Annotated in this window: 18 protein-coding genes and 1 tRNA gene; 6 read left to right on the top strand and 13 right to left on the bottom strand. The window is 56.9% G+C overall.

The genetic code is table 11. The features are described from left to right. The first annotated feature begins 73 nt into the window (after window positions 1-73). The 3 genes from ACP2AU_RS08450 to ACP2AU_RS08440 all read left to right on the top strand — a co-directional run bounded on the left by ACP2AU_RS08450 (window position 74) and on the right by ACP2AU_RS08440 (window position 1,558). Window positions 74-451 carry a sirohydrochlorin chelatase gene (locus ACP2AU_RS08450; protein WP_426375679.1) on the top strand — a complete coding sequence of 126 codons (378 nt, stop codon included), beginning with the start codon at window positions 74-76 and terminating at the stop codon, window positions 449-451. A gap of 39 nt (window positions 452-490) precedes the next feature. Further along, a complete protein-coding gene (locus ACP2AU_RS08445) occupies window positions 491-1,396 on the top strand; it encodes a TIGR01777 family oxidoreductase (protein WP_426375678.1) in 906 nt (301 codons plus the stop codon). Between the two features lie 86 nt (window positions 1,397-1,482). Next, window positions 1,483-1,558 (top strand) — tRNA-Glu (locus ACP2AU_RS08440). A gap of 20 nt (window positions 1,559-1,578) precedes the next feature. On the opposite strand, the gene ccoM is transcribed toward ACP2AU_RS08440, so the two are convergent. Next, window positions 1,579-1,728 carry a cytochrome c oxidase subunit CcoM gene (gene ccoM / locus ACP2AU_RS08435; protein ID WP_426375677.1) on the bottom strand — a complete coding sequence of 50 codons (150 nt, stop codon included), beginning with the start codon at window positions 1,726-1,728 and terminating at the stop codon, window positions 1,579-1,581. 272 nt (window positions 1,729-2,000) lie between these two features. Here ccoM and ACP2AU_RS08430 point away from each other — a divergent pair, with 272 nt between their 5' ends. Genes ACP2AU_RS08430 through pta form a run of 3 tightly spaced genes read left to right on the top strand, consistent with a single transcriptional unit; the run spans window position 2,001 to window position 7,811 of the window. Continuing rightward, complete coding sequence (locus ACP2AU_RS08430; protein WP_426375760.1) at window positions 2,001-4,421, top strand: EAL domain-containing protein; 2,421 nt, start codon at window positions 2,001-2,003, stop codon at window positions 4,419-4,421. Between the two features lie 16 nt (window positions 4,422-4,437). Beyond that, on the top strand, window positions 4,438-5,643 hold the full coding sequence (locus ACP2AU_RS08425) for an acetate/propionate family kinase (RefSeq protein ID WP_426375676.1): 1,206 nt from the start codon (window positions 4,438-4,440) through the stop codon (window positions 5,641-5,643). 14 nt (window positions 5,644-5,657) lie between these two features. Next, window positions 5,658-7,811: a phosphate acetyltransferase gene (pta, locus tag ACP2AU_RS08420; protein ID WP_426375675.1), complete on the top strand. Its 2,154-nt coding sequence runs from the start codon at window positions 5,658-5,660 to the stop codon at window positions 7,809-7,811. Between the two features lie 35 nt (window positions 7,812-7,846). Here the strand turns inward: pta and der are convergent, their stop codons facing one another. From der to cysE, 12 genes are all read right to left on the bottom strand, one after another. Then, window positions 7,847-9,268 carry a ribosome biogenesis GTPase Der gene (der, locus tag ACP2AU_RS08415; protein ID WP_426375674.1) on the bottom strand — a complete coding sequence of 474 codons (1,422 nt, stop codon included), beginning with the start codon at window positions 9,266-9,268 and terminating at the stop codon, window positions 7,847-7,849. Window positions 9,269-9,348: 80 nt separating this feature from the next. Continuing rightward, window positions 9,349-10,518, bottom strand: a complete 1,170-nt coding sequence (gene bamB, locus ACP2AU_RS08410) for an outer membrane protein assembly factor BamB (RefSeq protein ID WP_426375673.1) — start codon at window positions 10,516-10,518, stop codon at window positions 9,349-9,351. After that, window positions 10,518-11,171 (bottom strand): YfgM family protein, encoded by a 654-nt coding sequence (locus tag ACP2AU_RS08405; RefSeq protein ID WP_426375672.1) that lies wholly within the window; start codon window positions 11,169-11,171, stop codon window positions 10,518-10,520. Before ACP2AU_RS08405 ends, bamB begins: the two co-directional genes overlap by 1 nt. A gap of 47 nt (window positions 11,172-11,218) precedes the next feature. Further along, the gene (gene hisS / locus ACP2AU_RS08400; RefSeq protein ID WP_426375759.1) at window positions 11,219-12,496 is read right to left on the bottom strand and encodes a histidine--tRNA ligase; all 1,278 of its coding nucleotides are present in this window, start codon (window positions 12,494-12,496) and stop codon (window positions 11,219-11,221) included. A gap of 33 nt (window positions 12,497-12,529) precedes the next feature. Continuing rightward, window positions 12,530-13,648 (bottom strand): flavodoxin-dependent (E)-4-hydroxy-3-methylbut-2-enyl-diphosphate synthase, encoded by a 1,119-nt coding sequence (gene ispG, locus ACP2AU_RS08395; protein ID WP_426375671.1) that lies wholly within the window; start codon window positions 13,646-13,648, stop codon window positions 12,530-12,532. Window positions 13,649-13,683: 35 nt separating this feature from the next. After that, window positions 13,684-14,688 (bottom strand): RodZ domain-containing protein, encoded by a 1,005-nt coding sequence (locus tag ACP2AU_RS08390; protein ID WP_426375670.1) that lies wholly within the window; start codon window positions 14,686-14,688, stop codon window positions 13,684-13,686. After that, on the bottom strand, window positions 14,678-15,481 hold the full coding sequence (gene pilW, locus ACP2AU_RS08385) for a type IV pilus biogenesis/stability protein PilW (RefSeq protein WP_426375669.1): 804 nt from the start codon (window positions 15,479-15,481) through the stop codon (window positions 14,678-14,680). The genes ACP2AU_RS08390 and pilW overlap by 11 nt, the downstream gene beginning before the upstream one ends. A gap of 38 nt (window positions 15,482-15,519) precedes the next feature. Next, the gene (gene rlmN, locus ACP2AU_RS08380; protein ID WP_426375668.1) at window positions 15,520-16,632 is read right to left on the bottom strand and encodes a 23S rRNA (adenine(2503)-C(2))-methyltransferase RlmN; all 1,113 of its coding nucleotides are present in this window, start codon (window positions 16,630-16,632) and stop codon (window positions 15,520-15,522) included. 63 nt (window positions 16,633-16,695) lie between these two features. Beyond that, entirely contained in the window at window positions 16,696-17,124 is a 429-nt protein-coding gene (gene ndk / locus ACP2AU_RS08375) for a nucleoside-diphosphate kinase (protein WP_426375667.1), read from the bottom strand. Window positions 17,125-17,193: 69 nt separating this feature from the next. Next, the gene (locus ACP2AU_RS08370; RefSeq protein ID WP_426375666.1) at window positions 17,194-18,342 is read right to left on the bottom strand and encodes an IscS subfamily cysteine desulfurase; all 1,149 of its coding nucleotides are present in this window, start codon (window positions 18,340-18,342) and stop codon (window positions 17,194-17,196) included. A 19-nt stretch (window positions 18,343-18,361) separates the two neighbouring features. Continuing rightward, on the bottom strand, window positions 18,362-18,859 hold the full coding sequence (gene iscR / locus ACP2AU_RS08365; protein WP_426375665.1) for a Fe-S cluster assembly transcriptional regulator IscR: 498 nt from the start codon (window positions 18,857-18,859) through the stop codon (window positions 18,362-18,364). 78 nt (window positions 18,860-18,937) lie between these two features. Then, entirely contained in the window at window positions 18,938-19,717 is a 780-nt protein-coding gene (cysE, locus tag ACP2AU_RS08360; protein WP_426375664.1) for a serine O-acetyltransferase, read from the bottom strand. Window positions 19,718-19,721 lie beyond the last annotated feature (4 nt).

Below are 19,721 nucleotides of genomic sequence, written 5' to 3'. Positions count from 1 at the left end.
AGGATCAACTTTGTCGACCCGCTACCGCTGAATCTACGGCCGGCACACTACAAACGACCAGTTCGGAGCCTTTATGACCCAGCACCACCAGATTATTCTTCTCGCACACGGAAGCAGCGATGCACGCTGGTGTGAAACCTTCGAGAGACTGGCCGAACCTACGGTTCAGTCTATCGATAACGCGGCCATCGCGTATATGGAACTGGCGGAGCCTTCACTGGACACAATCATCGCAGATGGTAGCCGCCAGGGCACGGAGCACTTCACCATCATTCCTCTGTTTCTCGCCGCCGGACGTCATCTCCGCAAGGACGTGCCGGCCATGATCGAAAAACTGGAAGCAGAGCATGGTGTCAGCATTCGGCTCGCCGACCCGATCGGGATGAACCCCAAACTGGGCCTGGCGATCCGGGATGTGGTTGAGGAGGAACTGGGCAAGTCTGCCAACTGAACTCTCGCTACCAAAGGATGCGCTTGCAAGAGGTGAAGCATGGAAAAACAGCTGCTAGTAACAGGCGCCACGGGATTTATCGGCCATATACTGTGCCGGAGACTGATTGAGCGTGGATACGCCCTGACGATCCTGAGCCGCCAGGCTCCCGAGTCTGCGCGGGCGATTTGCGGGCGGGTTGACGTTATCAAGGACCTGAACGACCTGCGTTCTCACCCGGGATTCAACGCCATCATTAATCTGGCCGGCGAAGGCATCGCCGACAAGCGTTGGAGCGACAATCGCAAGAAAGAACTTCGGGCCAGCCGCATTGACCTCACCCGTGAACTGGTCGACGTGGTCAAAACCTGGCAGCGGGCGCCTGAAGTACTTGTTTCCGGCTCAGCCGTTGGCTTTTATGGCAACCAGGGAGCCCAACGGGTAACTGAGGACACCAGGCCCCACGATGAATTCACCCACAGACTCTGCCGCGACTGGGAAGAAGAGGCCCTGAAGCTTGAATCTGATGGTGTTCGGGTATGCCTGTCCCGAACCGGGGTTGTTGCCGGCCGAAACGGTGGCTTCCTGCAGCGTATGCTGTTGCCTTTCAAAATGGGGCTGGGCGGCAAACTGGGTTCCGGCGAGCAGTTCATGCCCTGGGTTCACCGCGAAGATGTGGTGTCCGGCCTGCTATGGATGCTTGAGACGACATCGGCACGCGGGCCATACAACATGGTGAGCCCGAATCCGGCAACCAATGCCGAATTTACCAGAACTCTGGGCCGGGTTCTGAACCGCCCTGCTATCTTGCCGGCACCGGCTCCTGTCCTGAAACTCGCACTGGGGGAAATGGCGGGGCTTTTACTGACCGGGCAAAAAGCCGTTCCGGAGAGGCTGCAGCAAGAGGGTTTTGACTTTCAATACCCGGATCTGGAGGCCGCACTGAGGGAAAGTACCGGAAACTGATTTTTTTCAAAAAAAGCGTTGACAGCCTCCGGCCTCTTACTTAATATACGCGCCACCTCGACGAGGCAAGCCTTTGAAAACGTTGCGTCCCCTTCGTCTAGTGGCCTAGGACTCCGCCCTTTCACGGCGGCAACAGGGGTTCGAACCCCCTAGGGGACGCCAATTTCAAAGCTTCACAGCGGTTATCCGCTGTGACCACCCTGGTGGTTTTTGCCACCCTTTGTTCCGTGCGTCTTCTGATCCTTCATCACGAAGATGCCGACCCCCACAAAAAAGCCAATCATAAGCAGTACTGTCAAAATACCTGCGATTACCACTGCGTCCATATACATAATCAGATCTCCTGCATACGTCAAACTTGATTAAGCTCAGGTTACGCCCGGAGCTCGGACAACGTCTTGATCTGCATCAAGCCCCTGTCAGGATTGCAACAATTGTAAAACTGAGATGCTATCCTCCATTTCTTTCGATTTATCCTGAGTTTGCAGCGCATTTGCCAGAAACTGCTGCTATAGTCGTAGCAGGGAAAAAGGCAATAAAGTCAGGGACCGCCACGACCATTGTTATGTCCGATACTTCCTTGGATGGCCACAACATCAACGACATGCCAAAATTTGCCACACGTTTAAAACGTTTTCGTGCAGCTTCTCCTCTTTCCTTCCGGCTGGTGGCATGGATCCTTCTGTTCAGCTCTGCTTTCTCTCTGCTTGCTGCGGGGGTCCAGATTTATTCCGACTACCGGGAGGACCTCGCCAAAATCGAACAGCGATTGCGGGTCATCGAATCCGGCTACAGCTCCAGTCTGGCGCAGAGTCTATGGGCACTTGACCAGAAGCACTTGCAAACCCAGATGGATGGCATCATCAGCCTGCCGGATATTGAACACCTCCGGCTCCGTATCGAGCCCGATGCCGAGATCGTGATGGGCGATTTACCCAGGGGCGCCGATACCCTGACCCATCAATTCGGACTGACCTACCAGGGCGACACCGAATTCCAGCTCGGCGAGCTGACCATTACAGCCAGTCTTCAGCGGGTTTACGACGAACTTCGTCGCCGGGTGGGGTACATTCTTGCCACCCAGTTCCTGACCGTTCTGTTTGTCTCCATTCTGGTGTTATGGATCTTCCGGCACCTGGTTACCCGCCACCTTGCGGATATGGCGGATTACACGAGAGATCTCTCTCTGCGCAATCTGTCCCGGCCACTCGAGCTTAATCGCCCCAATACGCCAGCCTACCAGCGCGACGAGCTGGGCATGGTGACCGACGCCATCAACCAGATGCGTGAGCGCTTGACCGATGACGTTGCCAGGAGAGAACGGGACGAAGCCGAAATCCGGAAGTTCTCCAAAGCCATCGACCAAAGCCCTTCCTCGGTCATCATTTGTGACCGGCAATGGCGGATTGAATATGCCAATCGCAAGTTCAGCCAACTCACAGGTCACAACTCATCCGACATTACCGGCCAGCCGCCCTCCTCACTTATAAACCCGGGCGTGGAATCCAATGAAGCCCGGCAACTGTGGAAGTCAATCAGGCTCCAGGTCCAGCGCGTGGGCGTCTGGCAAGGCGAAGTCAACAGCTGTCGGAAAAACGGGGAACGCTATTGGGAACAACTGGTAGTCACTCCAATCAAGGATAACAGCGGTGAAACCACGGGCTACCTGATACTGGGTGAGGACATCAGTATCCGTAAGCGATACGAACAGCAGCTGCTACGACAGGCAAACTACGACATCCTGACCGGGCTACCCAACCGGATGCTGGCTCTGGACCGACTCAAGCTGGCACTGGCTCAGGCAAGACGGGACGAGACCCAGGTAGGCGTCATGTTTCTCGACCTGGACAATTTCAAGCATATCAACGACACACTCGGTCACGACGCGGGCGACACTTTGTTGATCGAAGCGGCACGCCGTATATCCAGCTGCCTGAGGGGCACAAGCACTGTGGCGCGGCTGGGTGGCGATGAGTTTCTGGTTGTACTTCCCGGGCTGAAAGGCCCGGACGCGGCCTGTCAGGTTGCAGATCGCATTCTGACAACCTTCGCAACGCCTTTTATGCTTAGCGGCCAGGAAGTGTTTGTCACTACCAGTATCGGTATTGCCACTTTCCCGAACGACTCGGACAACAGTGGCACCCTGCTCCAGCATGCGGATGCGGCCATGTATGAGGCCAAGCATCAGGGCAAGAGTTCCTACGCCCGATTCACGCCGGAAATGACAGAGGTTTCCCATGAACGCCTGCAAATGGAATCCCATATGCGCAAGGCCCTGGAACTGAAGGAATTCCGCCTTCACTTCCAGCCGATCGTGGATACCGCAAGTGGCCAACTGGTGGCAGCCGAAGCATTAATCCGATGGGATAATCCTGCGATGGGCACGGTCATGCCCGACCGCTTCATCCCGTTGGCCGAAGAAACGGGGCTCATCATTCCAATCGGAGAATGGGCGGTTCTCGAGGCCTGCAAGGCAGCGCGCAGCTGGCAGGCGATGACGGGGCGGGAAATCAGTATCGCGGTCAACGTGTCTCCCCGCCAGTTCAGGGATCCGGCGTTCACCGAAAAAGTCATGCGCATCCTTGACGAAACCGGGCTTCGGCCGGGCCTGCTTGAGCTGGAAATTACCGAACGCCTCATTCTCGACAACTCGATTGAAACGGCCGACATTCTGAAGCAACTGGACAGGGCCGGAATCCTTCTGTCTGTTGATGACTTCGGTACTGGCTACTCGGCGCTCAGTTACCTGAAGAGCTACCCGTTTGATACCCTGAAGATCGATAAATCGTTTATCCAGGATGTGCTAAAGGAAAACGAAGACGCCTCGCTGGTGCGGGCGATCATCAACATGGCTCACAGCCTGGGCCTCAAAGTCGTTGCCGAAGGCGTCGAGGAAGAGCAGCAGACCCATTTCCTGAAAGCCGAACATTGCGACTTTTCCCAGGGCTACTTCTACAGCCGGCCTCTGCCCGAAACCGATTTCATTCACTGGCTCGAAACCAACGATCGAGCCCTTTCCAGGTAAACAACACGGCACCACCATGGACGACTCTATTCTCGTGGTGAATTGCGGCAGTTCATCACTGAAACTGGCCCTGTTCGATCACGATCATCAAAAAATAGCCTCAGCACTGGCGGAAAGACTGAATCAGTCGGGTGCGCTCGCCCGTATCAGCGCAGACGACTCAAGCGTCCCTCTGCCTGCCAGGGCCAATCACGAACAGGCGCTGGCCGCGCTGATCAATGCCTTCAAAGACCGGGGGCTGATGACCGGTGAGCCTGCGGCCATTGGCCACCGGGTCGTCCACGGCGGTGAAACCTTCCGGGAAGCCTCGCTGATCGATGATGAAACCATCGCCGCGATTGAACACTGCTCCGCCCTGGCTCCCCTGCACAATCCCGTAAACCTGGCCGGTATCAGAGCCATGAAAGCGCTATGCCCGGATGTTCCCCAGGTCGCAGTATTTGACACCGCCTATCATCAAACGCTTCCCCCCAGGGCCTTTCGCTATGCCCTGCCCGAACACTGCTACCGGGATTGGGGTGTTCGCCGCTACGGCTTCCACGGCACAAGCCACGCCTTTATGGCCCAGCAGGCGGCTCGACTACTGGGCAAAACGCCGGCCACCACCTCGATTATTTCAGCGCACCTGGGCAATGGGTGCAGTATTACCGCGATTCGCGACGGAATCAGCGTTGATACCAGCATGGGCCTGACTCCACTCGAGGGACTTGTGATGGGCACCCGGAGCGGCGATGTCGACCCCAGCGTGTTCGATTACCTGTCATCCAGAGGTGTCAGTGCCAGCGAAACCCACAAAATGCTGAATAATGACAGTGGCCTGCTCGGGCTCTCTGGCCAGACCAACGATATGCGGACCCTGTGCGATCTTGCCGACCATGGCCACGAGCCATCCCGGCTGGCCATTGACGTATTCTGCTTCCGGCTTGCCCGTTACATCGGCGCTATGACAGCCTCACTTGGCCAACTCGACGCCCTGGTTTTCACAGGCGGTATTGGGGAAAACAGTGCCCGAGTCCGCCAGGAAACGGCCAGACATCTGCGGTTGCTTGGCATCGAACTGGAGCCGGATCTAAACCGCAATCACGGCCGCTGGAGTGATGGGCGGATTAATACCGCCGACTCCCGCTACCCGGTGCTGGTGATCCCCACCAATGAGGAACTGGTTATTGCCCGCGAGGCAGACCGCCTGGCAGCAGCCCGCCACGTAAACCCCGACGGATGAAATTTGGAACCATCATGCCGAAAAGCCTTTTCATAGCCCCGACTTCCCTTGACTCAGGCTTGACCTCCGTTTGTCTTGGCCTGCTTCGCGCCCTTGAGCGAGAAGGTGTCAGTGTCGGCTTTTACAAGCCCTTCAGCCAGTCCGTACACCGGGGCGAAGCACTTCACAATGACGGCCGGGATTCCTCAGTGGCTTTTGTCAGAGCCCGCAGTCACCTGCAACCGCCCGATCCTGTCCCTTTGAAAAAAGCTCAGCAGTTGCTCAATCGCGGCAAAGCCGACCTGCTGATGGAAACCATTGTGGGCGAATACCAGAAAGTCGCTACCGAAGTAGACGTCGTGATCATTGAGGGCCTCGTGCCGGATCGCAGCGAAGCCTATATTGCACGCCTGAACGTGGAGGTCGCCCGAAACCTCGGCTCCGAGGTCGTGCTGGTGAGTACGCCCAAAAACTGCACCTCTGCTGAACTGGACGAAGAACTCGATTTCTCGGCCCGGCTCTTTGCCGCACCTTCGGACCCGGACGTTATTGCCGTGATCCTTAACAAGGTTGGCGAGCCCCAGAAATCCGGCATGGCACTGGATTATCCTCCGGCCAGCGAGGCAGTAGAAACAAACTATCATTCCACCTGCAGGGCCTTTACCGACAACCGGTTCCGGTTGCTTGCCGAAATTCCCTGGCAACCTCAACTGCTCGCACCCCGGGTATCCGATGTTGCCCGGGAACTGGAAGTGCCGGTGTTACATGAGGGCCAGATGAAGACCCGGCGCGTGCAGCGGGTATCTGTCTGTGCCCGCTCCATCCGCAACATGACGGAAACTCTCAAGCCCGGTACCTTGATGGTGACACCCGGAGATCGCGAAGATATCGTGGTGGCGACGGCCGTTGCCGCCCTGAACGGGGTTCCTCTGGCGGGTTTGATGCTCACCGGCGGCCTGATGCCGGACAATCGGGTAATCGAACTCTGCCGTCGGGCGCTGGATACCGGCCTTCCCGTACTCAGCGCAACAACCAACACTTACGAAAGTGCTCACCTGCTGGCAAATCTGTCTCCCGCCATACCCATCGACGATCCCGAACGTGTGGAAGAGGCGATGGAAGCCGTGGCACGCCGGGTGGATACCCGGTGGCTGGAGCAGCATCTCAAAGTACAAAGGCAGCGCAGGCTTTCACCGCCCGCGTTCCGTTACCAGCTCTCTGAAAGAGCGAGATCGGCAGCCAAGCGCATTGTCTTGCCTGAAGGCACAGAACCCAGAACGGTTCAGGCCGCCATTATCTGCCATCAGCGTAAACTGGCCCACTGTGTATTGATCGGTAATCCTGATGAGGTTCGCTCCGTGGCTGCCTCCCAGGGTGTTGAATTACCGGATGACCTGGAGGTTATTGACCCGCAGTCCGTGCGCCAGAACTATGTTGCTCCTATGGTCGAGCTCCGAAAGCACAAGGGGCTCGCCCCCGACATGGCAGAAGCCATGCTCGAGGATACCGTGGTACTGGGCACGATGATGGTGGCACAGGGTGCCGCGGATGGCCTGGTGTCGGGAGCCATTCATACCACCGCAAATACGGTGCGCCCGGCTCTGCAATTGATAAAGACACACGACAACGCCAAGGTGGTGTCCTCGGTGTTTTTCATGCTGCTTCCGCAACAGGTGTTGGTTTATGGCGATTGTGCCATCAACCCGGACCCGAACGCCGAAGAGCTGGCTGACATTGCCATACAGAGTGCGCAATCCGCCGAGGCGTTCGGCATTGAGCCGATCGTCGCCATGATCAGCTACAGCACCGGCGAATCCGGCAGCGGCCAGGACGTTGAGAAAGTACGCGAGGCAACCCGCATTGCCCGTGAGCGTCGTCCCGACCTGCTGATCGATGGTCCACTGCAGTACGATGCCGCAGCCATTGAGAGCGTTGCGCGCTCGAAGGCACCGAACAGTCAGGTGGCGGGCAAGGCCACGGTGTTCATATTCCCGGATCTGAATACCGGTAACACCACCTACAAGGCGGTGCAGCGCAGTGCCAACGTGGTTAGCGTGGGCCCCATGCTTCAGGGTCTTCGCAAACCGGTGAACGATCTGTCGCGTGGTGCTCTGGTCGAGGATATTGTCTTCACCATCGCATTGACGGCGGTACAGGCAAAACAGGTGGCGGATGCAGGAGCCGCCTGAGCGGGGCTCCTGACAAAACGCGTTCAGCCCGGCGGTTAGCGTTTAACGCTTTTCTGCCGGGTTTTCTTCACCCTGCGGCCTTTCTTCAGGTCGTTGTCTTTCTTGACCTTCTGGCGGGGAGTAAGTCGGTCAACCTTATGGGCAAACGGGTTTTCCCCGGACTTGAATTCAAAGCGTATTGGCGCACCCACTACGCTCAATACCTTGCGGAAGGTATTTTCCAGATAGCGCTTGTAAGCGCCTGGCAGCGAATCCACCTGGTTACCGTGCACCACCACCACCGGCGGATTCGAGCCACCCTGGTGGGCGTACCGCAACTTGATGCGCCGGCCATGAACCATGGGGGGCTGATGCTGGGCAACCGCGTCCTGCAGAATCGCGGTAAGCCGGTTTGTCGGCCATTTTGACATCGCAGATTCATAGCAGGCCTGAACCGATTCGTACATGGTTCCGACGCCAGTACCATGAAGTGCCGAAATGTAATATTTGTCGGCATAGTCGAGGAAATCCAGACGTCTCGCCACCTGCTCCTTGACGTGGCTCCGGTCCTCCGGATCCATCCCATCCCACTTGTTGATAGCAATCACCAGAGAGCGACCGGCATCAAGGACGAAACCGATAAGGTGCAGATCCTGATCTACCAGCCCCTCCCGGGCATCAATCACCAGAATCACCACATGGGCATCGTCAATTGCTTGCAACGTCTTGATGATGGAGAACTTTTCCACGACTTCACGAACATTCTTGCGGCGCCGCACACCGGCTGTGTCAATCAGCGTGTACTCATGGCCGTGACGCTCATAGGGGATATAGACACTGTCGCGGGTGGTTCCCGGCATATCGTAGACCACCACGCGGTCTTCGCCCAGCATCCGGTTGACGAGCGTGGATTTGCCCACATTCGGGCGCCCCACCACACCAATGCGGATACCCGGGTAGCGATCGGCGCGATCCTGGTCTTCGGGATTTTCCGGTTCCGGCAGCAGTGCTTCCAGCAATGAAAGGATGCCCCGGTTGTGCGCGGCGGCAATGAGGAAACTGGAGTCAAAACCAAGGCTATAGAAATCCGCTGCGGCAACGTCCGGATCCTGGCCATCCGTTTTATTGACCACCAGATGCGCCCGCTTTCCGGATTTCCTCAGGTAGTCGGCAATCATTTCGTCGCCAGCGGTCAATCCGGCCTTACCATCCACCAGGAACAATACGATATCGGCTTCATCCACCGCCTGCATCGACTGATGAGCCATTTCGGCATCAATGCCAGCCTCGTCACCGGTTAAGCCACCGGTATCGATGACGATGAACTTCTGTCCCTCGTACCTGCCTTCTCCGTATTTCCGGTCTCGGGTCAGGCCCGGAAAATCCGCCACAAGGGCATCCCTTGAGCGGGTCATCTGGTTGAACAAAGTGGACTTACCAACGTTAGGACGTCCGACAAGGGCAATAACTGGGGTCATAATAATCTGCTATTCAAGAAACCAGAAACCCGGCATCACAGGCACGCGCCTGGGCCGGGCATAATAAATCCGTGGTGTATTCAGTCGTCCTGCTCAATACTCAGCACAGCCATTTTCCCGCTGTTTCCATACACCAGCAGGTTACCACCATCAATCACCTGAGCCGGTACGCGGATACCGTCACTATCGAAAGAGCGCTGGCCCTGCAGACTGCCATCCGCAGCGGAAAGCACATGGAGATAACCTTCAAAATCACCAATCACCAGATAGTCTCCGCTAACTGCAGGCCGGGTAAGCTGGCGCCAGGAAAGGTTGTCCTGAACCCAGAGTTCACGCCGGTCGTTTCCCCTGAGTGCCAGCACCTTCCCGTTGGCCGCAGACAGAAAAATATTGCCATTGCCAATCGCCGGGGAGTGAAAGCTTGATGCCTGACGGCTCCAGATTTCCTGGCCAGAGCGAATATCCACCAGCGCCAGCTTGCCCTGGTAACCCACAACCATGATGGCAGACTCAAGCACCAGGGGCTGCCCGCCAATATCAACCAGGCGCTCGAGCTCGGTGCGCCCTTGCGGCTGCCCTACCTCGTATTGCCATACTGGCTGGCCGTCGGCAGCTGTGAGTGCGATCACCCGACCGTTTGCAAACGAGGAGATAACGATGTCGCCTCCCACCAACGGCGCCGCTGCGGTACGCACCGTCAATACCGGCACCTGCGCCTCGTATTGCCAGAGTCGCTCACCGGATTTTGCGTCGTGCGCAATAACCCGGCCATCGGTGGTCTGGACAACAACCAGATTACCGTTCGATTGCGGCGTCGCCAGCACCTCGGTTGGCAACGAGGAGCGCCAGATTTCGCTGCCATCCCCGGCCGACAATGCCACCAGCTCCGCATCTCGCGTTACCATATAAAGATGCTCGGCATCAGCTCCCGGGCCCGCAAAAAACCGCTCTTCATACTCTTTCTGCCAGACAACCTCGCCATCGGAAGGCTTGACCGACAACACCACGCCGTCCGCCGATGCGGCATAAATCAGGTTGCCGGTATAAAGCGGCGCTATTTGCAGCAACTGGTCATCATGACCGTCGCCGACCGACATACTCCACAGGGTATCCAGCTCAACCGTTTCACTGACCTCCGGAAGCGGCGCTGGCTGTTCAAAGGTGTCCGTGCTGCTGCAGCCCGTTACCGCCAACAACCAACCGCCAGCGACCACGCCCATTCCCGCCTTGAGCACACGCTCGACGACCATCAGGCGCTCTCCCCGACACCGAGATCCGACAGTTTCAGCTCCAGCACGCCGTTGCGGCCTTGCCGGCTCTGCTCGCGCGCAGCCAGGTAGGCTTCCCGGGCACCATCACGATCACCTTTTGCCAGCAACACATCACCTTTCAATTCCGAGAAAATCGCAGCAAACGCCTCAGCATCTTTGGCATCATTCAACGTGGCAAGCGCGGCATCGAGCTCTCCAGCCGCAAACTGGGCACGGGCAAGCCGATTGCGAATAACCAGCTCCAGGGCGGGATGAGCCACCGCTTTGTCCAGCGCCCATTGCAGGCTGTCAACCGCCGCTGCCGGGTCCTGGCTTTCCACCATTTGCTGGCGGGCCAGCACCAGATTGCCGTAAATGGCGTAGGCACTGTCGCCATGTTCTTCACGCAGGGTCTCGGCAACAAATCCAACCGTATTGGCAGATTCCTCGTCAGCTGAAGAAAACGCATTCAACAAGCTGGCGAACTGGTTTGCCGCTTCGGCACGTTGTTGGGCCTCGTGGTTTTGCCAGGCCTGCCACCCAAACACGATAGCCAGAGCTGCACCAATACCGATCAGCAACGAGCTTCCGTTATTTTTCCACCAGTCCTTGATTGCCTGGACCTGTTCTTCTTCGGTACGCAACTCCGCCATGAAAACTCCTGTTATTCGTTTAAACTGCCTGTTTGAACTGAATCACCTCACAGCAGACTGGCCAGGGCACCTGCCAGTTCCGCTTGCGCAAGCTCTTGCTGGGGCTGATCATCACGCAATGGCTTTAACCCCGCTGTCCCCTGGTTTATCTCGTTTTCCCCGAGAATAACGGCATAACGGGCACCGCTGCGATCGGCCTTTTTCATCTGGCTCTTAAAGCTGCCGCCGCCGCAGTGGGATATCACAATCCGGCCAGGCAACTCATTACGCAACGCCTCTGCCAACGCCATCGCCGGCGCCACCGAGGTATCGCCCATGGCCGTAACATACACATCCGCCTGATTGTTGACGTGTTGCGGTATCAGGTCCAGCGTTTCCAGTAATAAAATCAAACGTTCAAGCCCCATAGCAAAGCCCACCGCTACGGTCGCTTTACCACCCAGTTGCTCCACCAGACCATCGTAACGCCCCCCGGCGCAGATGGTGCCCTGAGCTCCCAGGCTCTCGGTAATCCACTCAAACACCGTCTTGCCATAGTAATCGAGGCCACGCACCAGTGCAGGGTTCACCGTATAAGCAATACCGGCAGCATCCAGCATGGCTTTCAACTGCTCAAAATGCTGACGCGATTCATCGTCCAGATAATCGTCCAGACTCGGGGCACCCCTGAGGATTTCCCGAGTCCCCGGATCCTTACTGTCCAGAATCCGCAGCGGATTGGTGCCAAGACGCCGCTTGCTGTCCTCGTCCAATTTATCCTGATACTGCTCCAGGTACTGAACCAGAGCCTGCCGATAAACCTTCCGGGATTCACTGGTGCCAATGGAATTGATTTCTAGTCTGGCGTGCTCGGTCAACCCGAACGCTTTCCACAACCGTGCGGTCAGAATCAGCAGTTCTGCATCAATGTCCGGGCCTGCCATACCGAAGCATTCCACTCCGATCTGGTGAAACTGGCGGTAGCGACCTTTCTGAGGACGCTCATGCCGGAACATGGCGCCGGTGTACCACAGGCGACGGGTCTGGTTGAAGAGCAAGCCATGCTCTTCCGCAGCCCGCACGCAGCCGGCTGTACCTTCAGGCCTAAGGGTGAGACTGTCACCGTTACGATCCTCGAAGGTATACATTTCTTTCTCGACAATGTCGGTAACCTCGCCGATCGAGCGTTTGAACAACTCGGTGTGCTCAACCACGGGCATACGGATCTCCTGATAACCGTACTGCCCGAGCACTTCACGGACGGTGGACTCAACGTACTGCCAAACCGGTGTCTGATCCGGGAGAATATCGTTCATGCCCCGGATTGCCTGAATTTTTGCCAAAATAAAATCCTGATGTGTTACTGAAATCGGTTCTGATCAGTCTGATGACCTGGCGATCACGGCCTCTTCCTGCTCCTGACGACGGGTCGCTTCTTCACGGATCAGCCGTTCAAGATCATCAACCAGCGTAGCGTTCTCCAGCTTCTGGTTCGGCTTGCCGCCCATGTAGAACAGGTTTTTTGGCGTGCCGCCGGTCAGACCGATATCCGCCTCTTTCGCTTCACCCGGTCCGTTGACGATGCAGCCGATAATGGCCACATCCATGGACGTATTCACATCTTCAAGACGAGCTTCCAGATCGTTCATGGTCTGGATGACATCAAAATTCTGACGGGAACAGCTGGGGCACGCGATGAAATTGATGCCGCGGCTGCGCAAGCGCAGGCTTTTGAGAATATCAAAGCCGACCTTGATCTCCTGAACCGGATCCGCGGCAAGGGAAACACGAATGGTGTCGCCGATGCCATCCATCAACAACATCCCCAAACCGATGGATGACTTGACTGTACCGGAACGGAACCCACCGGCTTCGGTGATACCAAGGTGCAGGGGCTGGTCAATCTGAGCCGCAATCAGGCGATACGCCGCGACCGTCATGAACACTTCAGAGGCCTTGAGACTGACCTTGAAGTTCTGGAAATCATGCTTGTCCAGGATATCAATATGGCGCATGGCCGATTCCACCAGAGCCTCTGGTGTGGGCTCGCCATATTTGCGCTGCAGGGCTTTCTCCAGCGACCCCGCATTCACCCCGATACGGATCGGAATATCACGGTCGCGGGCAGCGCTGATGACCGCGCTGACCCGGTCGTCGCGACCTATGTTGCCGGGGTTGATGCGCAAACAGTCTACACCGAGTTCGGCAACCCTCAAGGCAATCTTGTAATCAAAGTGAATATCGGCAACCAGTGGCAGGGAAACCTGCTGGCGTATTTTACCGAACGCCTCTGCAGCCTCCATGGACGGCACCGACACCCTGACAATATCTGCGCCGGCATCCTGAATGGCCCTGATCTGGGCGACCGTCGCGTCTACGTCGCAGGTATTGGTATTGGTCATGCTCTGCACGGCGATGGGGGCATCTCCCCCCACCGGTACATCGCCCACCATAATCTGACGGGATTTACGTCTTTTGATCGGAGACTCTTGTTTCATGGGATTCAACCAGAAATCTTGATAGAAAATACTGTTCAGGGTTCAAGCGTGAACTCAGCACGGTTGTTCACGACACGAAAGCTTCCCAGGTCCATGGGCTCGTCCTGGAACGCCAAAGACTCCACCGCGCTCATCGCCCCCACAACAACCTTCAGTGGCGGCTGGCCACGCACATCCAGAACATCGCCATCTGTACGCAGAGCGCTGGCCAACCGGTTACCTGCTCCGTCCGTTACCTGTATCCAGCAGTCTGCACTGAACTCCATTTCCAGGCTGACGGACTGCACTGGCGCTGGCTCTGTCGGTGATTCCTCGGCCGGCAGAAGGCCCGGCGCAACTGCATCCGGCAATGCCTCACCCGGACCAACGACAGGCCTTTCGCCGTCTAACGGAGCCTGATCCGCGTCGTTCACTCCTGCAGGGCTTGCCGAATCGGCGCTCGCCACCGCTACTTCGGAGGTATCAAGCGGCGCCGGTGTCAGCCCTGGCTGGCCGTCAGCGGAAGCCTCATCTAAGGGGCTTTGGGGCTCACTGATGTTTTCACCGGGCGACTCGTCCGGTTGCTGGGTCAACGTCTCATTTGTAGCGCCTTCGGCACCCTCCATCTCCCCGCCATGAATCGGTTTGAGAAAAATGTTGTAGGCCAGCAACCCCGACACACCCAGGAACACAATCAAGATTACTAACTTCGCAATCTGCCGTTTGCGCCGTTTTTTTCGTTCAATATCAACCAGGGGATTGGCCAGGTGTTCCCGTTCTCGCTGCTCACGGAGCGGTTCGAGTTCGGCATCCAGCGCAGAAATCACTGAATCAGGGTCCAGGTTTACTTGTCGCGCATACGTTCGGACATAGCCCTTCAGAAACAGTTCAGTGTCGACCTTGTTGTAATCCCCCTCCTCTATCGCCTGAATAATGCAGGGGCGAAGGTGCTGTTGATCCGCGATGTCTGAGACACTCAACCCGAGCTTCTCCCGGGCCTGCCTCAGCTGGAGGCCGACCTGACCTTCGACTTGTGGCTGTGACTGATCCTCACCGGTCATTGGCAATCAGTACCTTATATTGTTGATATTCGACAGAATCCGCATACTCGTTTTTGAGCAACAACGCCAGGCTGGCTTCCTGGTCCCGGTCGCGAAAATGTCGTGCAATACGGATACCGGTATACAGACTCTCCGGTGAATGCGTCAACCGTGTATTGCGCTGAATCATGGTCTGAAGGCGGCTGTAATAGCGGGAAGCCTCGGAGTAGTCCTGCTGTTCAACAAGCACTCGCGACAACGACAGAAGTGTTCGCGCTTCGCCACGCGTCAGCTCAACGGATCGACGGTATGCCGCTTCTGCGCCCGCCAGCGAGCCAAGCCGCTCTTCGGTCAGGCCGAGATTGTAGAAAACAGCGCCGCGATCCTTATAGTCGGTATCTTTTGAGGCGGTTCTGAACTGGTTACGGGCATCCTCGAAACGCTCGAGGCTGTACAGGAAAGCCCCGTAATAAACCCTGCCCCGGGTGTACCCGTCATCTGCGGCCAAAGCCTCGCGGAAACTTTTTTCGGCAAGCTTTTCTTCACCTTCCGCACTGAGCACGAGGCCGCGGGCCGCAAGCGCGGGAGCGCTATCGGCATCAATTTCCAGGGCCCGCTCCAGATGGTTGCGGGCACGCTCCAGATTACCCTGGCCAATGTAAGCCGTCGCAAGCTGAACATAGTTATTGAGGGCTTTCTGACGATCGGCCTCGCGACTGAACCGGCTATCCGTGGTGGTAACACAGCCTGACAGAACAACCGCAGCCATCAGCACCGCAGCGGCAGCCAGTTTTACGGTAACGCCCTTTGCCATCAACAAATACTTTCTCCTGTTGTCCTGCCCGCCGGCTGTCAGGGATTAACCTGCTGAACGGCAATATAACGCTGGCTGCGCCGGGTGCGGTCTTCAACCCGGCCAACCAGCTGACCGCAGGCGGCATCAATATCGTCGCCCCGGGGTGTTCTGATGGTCGCAATGTAGCCGGCCTCATTGAGCACCGCCTGGAACCGGCGGGTCGCATTCATGCTCGGCCGCCGAAAATCGCTTTCGGGGAATGGATTAAACGGGATCAGGTTAATCTTGCAGGGGAGATCCCGTAACAGCGCGGCCAACTCCCGGGCGTGTTCTGGTTGGTCGTTCATTCCCTCAATCACAGTGTACTCAATCGTTGCCTTACGCTTATCGGGCAACCGGGCAAAGTAACGCTTGGTTGCGGCCAGCAACTCTGCAATCGGGTACTTTTTATTCAACGGAACCAGCTTGTTACGCAGCTCATCATTCGGCGCGTGCAGAGAAATAGCCAGTGAAACATCGGTAACTTCCGACAGGCGATCCAAGGCCGGCACCACACCCGAGGTACTGAGAGTTACCCGGCGCTTCGAAATACCGTAGGCCAGATCCTCCATCATCAGATTCATGGCGTCCACGACATTGTCGAAATTGAGCAAAGGCTCGCCCATACCCATCATAACGACGTTAGTAATGGGCCGATCCGGCCCGGGCTCAAAAGGCATGAACGCTTTGCGGGCCACCCAAACCTGCCCGATGACTTCTGCTGCAGTAAGATTGCGGTTGAATCCGCGCTTGCCTGTGGAGCAGAAGGTACAATCCAGACTGCAACCGATCTGAGAGGAAACACAGAGCGTTCCCCGTTCTCCATCCGGAATCAGTACGGTCTCGACACTGTTGCCGTTGTCCATGCGCATTACCCATTTGCGGGTACCGTCCTTGGACGTTTCGTCGTAGACCACCTCGGGGCCACGAATTTCGGCAACCTGCTTCAGCTTGTCCCGCAGCACCTTGCTCATATTGGTCATTTGATCGAAGTCATCAGCGCCCCGCTGATGTATCCACTGCAGAACCTGCTGGGCACGGAAACGCTTCTCTCCCAGAGTTTCAAAAAACGCCTCCAGTTTTGCCTTGGGCATTCCCAGAAGATTGACTTTTTCGGCGGCGCCTGTCATCACATAACCTCGATCAAATAACCAATACAGGGGCGCCTCTCAGGCGCCCCTGGCACAACAACTTCAGCCGCGCGGGCAGATTTCGTTGTCGTTAAAGAAGTAAGCTATTTCGCGCTCAGCAGAAGCGGCAGAGTCCGATCCGTGAACAGCGTTAGCATCAATAGAAGAAGCAAAATCTGCACGAATAGTGCCTGCTTCTGCTTCTTTCGGATTGGTCGCTCCCATCAGATCACGGTTTTTCAGGATGGCGCCTTCGCCTTCCAGAGCCTGAACGACAACCGGGCCAGAGGTCATGAATGCGACCAGATCGTTAAAGAACGGGCGCTCTTTATGCTCGGCGTAGAAGCCCTCGGCCTGCTCCTGGGTCAGGTGCATCATTTTTGCAGCGACGATTTTCAGGTCTGCTTTTTCGAAACGGCTGTAAATTTCGCCAATCACATTCTTGGCGACCGCATCGGGCTTGATAATGGAGAGCGTGCGCTCATTTGCCATGGTATTTCTCCAGTTAGTTCAGGGTTGAAAATTCAGGGGTGGGATTATACGCCGTCAGGGTGCAACTGCCTACCGCACCGAGCGAAGTCGCCCAACAACTTCATTGATCTGCGACGTCGCGAACGCGATCTCTTCTTCTGTCGTGAACCGGCCAAACGAAAACCGCAACGCCCTGTGGGCCATCTCATCACTCAGGCCGATTCCCCGAAGCACAAACGAGGGCTCTACAGTCGCCGAAGCGCAGGCAGATCCAGAAGACACAGCAAGGTGGCGCAATCCCAGCATCAGAGATTCCGCTTCAACCCCGTCGAATGAGAGATTGACAATACCCGGCACCCGATGTTCCCGACTGCCGTTGAAATGAACTCCCGAAAGCGACTCCAGCCCCTCAAGAAATTGCCCGCGAAGCTGCTCAAGCCAATCTGTCTCAGCATTCAGGTTCACCCGGGCCAACTCAAACGCCTGGCCCATGCCGATAATCTGGTGGGTTGGCAGCGTTCCGGAGCGCATACCACGCTCGTGCCCGCCACCATGGATTTGTGCCGCAATCCGGACTTCAGGCGCGCGGCGCACGTAAAGAGCGCCCACGCCCTTGGGGCCGTATACCTTATGCGCAGAGAGCGAAAGAAGATCCACTTCAAGCTCGGAAACATCGACAGGCACTTTGCCTGCGGCCTGAGCGGCATCCACATGGAACAGAATGCCCCGCTGCCTCAGATAGCGACCAATACAGCGGATATCAGACTGCGATCCGAGCTCATTGTTCACCATCATCAGGCTGACCAACACGGTATTTTCCTGAACAGCCGCCTCGACAGCCGCCGGCGACACCCGCCCTTCTGTGTCCGGTTCCAGCCATGTCACTGCCACGCCCTGCTGCTCCAACCGCCTGCAGGTATCAATGACCGCCTTGTGCTCGATTATGGAAGTTACAATGTGCGGTTGATCATGCAACTCCGCCACACCCTTGATGGCGAGATTATCCGATTCGGTGGCTCCGGAGGTCCACACAATTTCACGCGGATCGGCGTGGATCAGATCCGCCACCTGCCGGCGCGCACTCTCAACGGCCGCTTCGGCCTGCCAGCCATAGCCGTGGGAGCGAGACGCGGGATTACCGAACACGCCCTCCAGAGTGAGAAATTTCATCATGTGCTCGGCAACAGCCGGATCAACGGGCGTTGTTGCCGCATAGTCCAGATAAACGGGCTTTTTCATAGGCAATGGGGTCGGATTGTCAGGCCGTGGCCTGGTCTGTCAGGCGTCGGGTATTAATGGTGTCAGCACTCTCGTCGGAGTGCTTGTGATTCTGGCGATCAGCCACTTGCCGGATCTCATTCTTGCGCATCAGATCACCGAGGCTGATTTCACTCAGAAACTGATGAATCTGGTCACTGAGATCGGACCAAAGGTGGTGAGTAAGGCATTTCTCACCGTTCTGGCAATCGCCCTTGTTTCCGCATCGAGTCGTGTCGAGAGATTCGCTTACCGCGTCCACCACTTCGGCAACGTAGACCTCATCAGCTGAGCGGCTAAGCCTGTAGCCACCGCCCGGCCCCCGTACACTGTCGACCAGTTTCTGGCGACGCAGGCGCGAAAACAACTGCTCAAGATAGGAGAGGGAAATTTCCTGCCGGGCTGAAATATCCGCCAGACTGACCGGCCCCTGCCCGGCATGGAGAGCAAGATCCAGCATTGCCGTTACGGCATAACGGCCTTTCGTGGTCAGCTTCATATTCTCAGCCCCGAAGATGGGATTGAATCTCGAATAACAGCACCGAGTATGAATTGACCCACTAAAACAGTCAAGTATTCAGCCACGCTCCGGATCATCCGACTCGTCGCGAACGCAGTCAAAATCCTCATCGTGAAGCGGAGGCAACGCGCCGTTCTGGTATTCGGCATTCACCTTGCGCAGAGCCTTGCACATTACTTCGATCCGGTCGTCTACCGCGTGCATATGATCAAGCAGCGCACGAACCGATCGGGCCACAGGGTCCGGCATTTCCTCGGTCACGCCATATGCATCGAAGCCCATCCGCTCCTCCATTTGCTTGCGACGGACCGCTTCTTCGCCCTTGCGCTTGACGATGACCCGCCCCGGGATGCCAACCACCGTTGCACCAGGAGGAACCGCCTTGGTCACCACGGAGTTGGAGCCAACCTTGGCCCCCTCACCCACTTCGAACGGCCCGAGAATCTTGGCGCCGGCACCCACCACAACGCCATTGCCGATGGTGGGGTGGCGCTTTCCCTTATTCCAGCTGGTACCGCCAAGCGTCACGCCCTGATACAGGGTCACGTCGTCGCCGATTACGGTCGTTTCGCCGATGACCACGCCCATACCATGATCAATAAAGAATCGCCGGCCAATGGTGGCACCCGGATGGATCTCAACTCCGGTAAACCAGCGCGCCAGCGTTGAAATCGTTCGTGCCAGCCATTTCAGCCCCAGCCCCCAAAGCCAGTGGGAAAAGCGATGGAACAGCAGAGCGTGAAGGCCCGGGTAGTTGGTCAGCACTTCAAAGGTGTTTCTGGCTGCCGGGTCGCGGTGAAATACGCTTTTAATATCTTCCCGTAAACGCTGTAGCATGACG

Origin of the sequence: Marinobacter sp. VGCF2001 (genome assembly GCF_049943275.1) — a bacterium.
Classification (GTDB): Bacteria; Pseudomonadota; Gammaproteobacteria; order Pseudomonadales; family Oleiphilaceae; genus Marinobacter.
This window is presented reverse-complemented; position numbering and strand designations above follow the sequence as displayed.

Coding starts and splice junctions, on each gene's coding strand:
- ccoM (WP_426375677.1), bottom strand. CDS start 1,728: ATGTATATGGACGCAGTGGTAATCGCAGGTATTTTGACAGTACTGCTT.
- pta (WP_426375675.1), top strand. CDS start 5,658: ATGCCGAAAAGCCTTTTCATAGCCCCGACTTCCCTTGACTCAGGCTTG.
- pilW (WP_426375669.1), bottom strand. CDS start 15,481: ATGGCAAAGGGCGTTACCGTAAAACTGGCTGCCGCTGCGGTGCTGATG.
- ispG (WP_426375671.1), bottom strand. CDS start 13,648: ATGAAACAAGAGTCTCCGATCAAAAGACGTAAATCCCGTCAGATTATG.
- der (WP_426375674.1), bottom strand. CDS start 9,268: ATGACCCCAGTTATTGCCCTTGTCGGACGTCCTAACGTTGGTAAGTCC.
- bamB (WP_426375673.1), bottom strand. CDS start 10,518: ATGGTCGTCGAGCGTGTGCTCAAGGCGGGAATGGGCGTGGTCGCTGGC.
- ACP2AU_RS08425 (WP_426375676.1), top strand. CDS start 4,438: ATGGACGACTCTATTCTCGTGGTGAATTGCGGCAGTTCATCACTGAAA.
- ndk (WP_426375667.1), bottom strand. CDS start 17,124: ATGGCAAATGAGCGCACGCTCTCCATTATCAAGCCCGATGCGGTCGCC.
- ACP2AU_RS08390 (WP_426375670.1), bottom strand. CDS start 14,688: ATGACCGGTGAGGATCAGTCACAGCCACAAGTCGAAGGTCAGGTCGGC.
- iscR (WP_426375665.1), bottom strand. CDS start 18,859: ATGAAGCTGACCACGAAAGGCCGTTATGCCGTAACGGCAATGCTGGAT.
- rlmN (WP_426375668.1), bottom strand. CDS start 16,632: ATGACAGGCGCCGCCGAAAAAGTCAATCTTCTGGGAATGCCCAAGGCA.
- ACP2AU_RS08405 (WP_426375672.1), bottom strand. CDS start 11,171: ATGGCGGAGTTGCGTACCGAAGAAGAACAGGTCCAGGCAATCAAGGAC.
- ACP2AU_RS08445 (WP_426375678.1), top strand. CDS start 491: ATGGAAAAACAGCTGCTAGTAACAGGCGCCACGGGATTTATCGGCCAT.
- ACP2AU_RS08450 (WP_426375679.1), top strand. CDS start 74: ATGACCCAGCACCACCAGATTATTCTTCTCGCACACGGAAGCAGCGAT.
- ACP2AU_RS08370 (WP_426375666.1), bottom strand. CDS start 18,342: ATGAAAAAGCCCGTTTATCTGGACTATGCGGCAACAACGCCCGTTGAT.
- ACP2AU_RS08430 (WP_426375760.1), top strand. CDS start 2,001: ATGCCAAAATTTGCCACACGTTTAAAACGTTTTCGTGCAGCTTCTCCT.
- cysE (WP_426375664.1), bottom strand. CDS start 19,717: ATGCTACAGCGTTTACGGGAAGATATTAAAAGCGTATTTCACCGCGAC.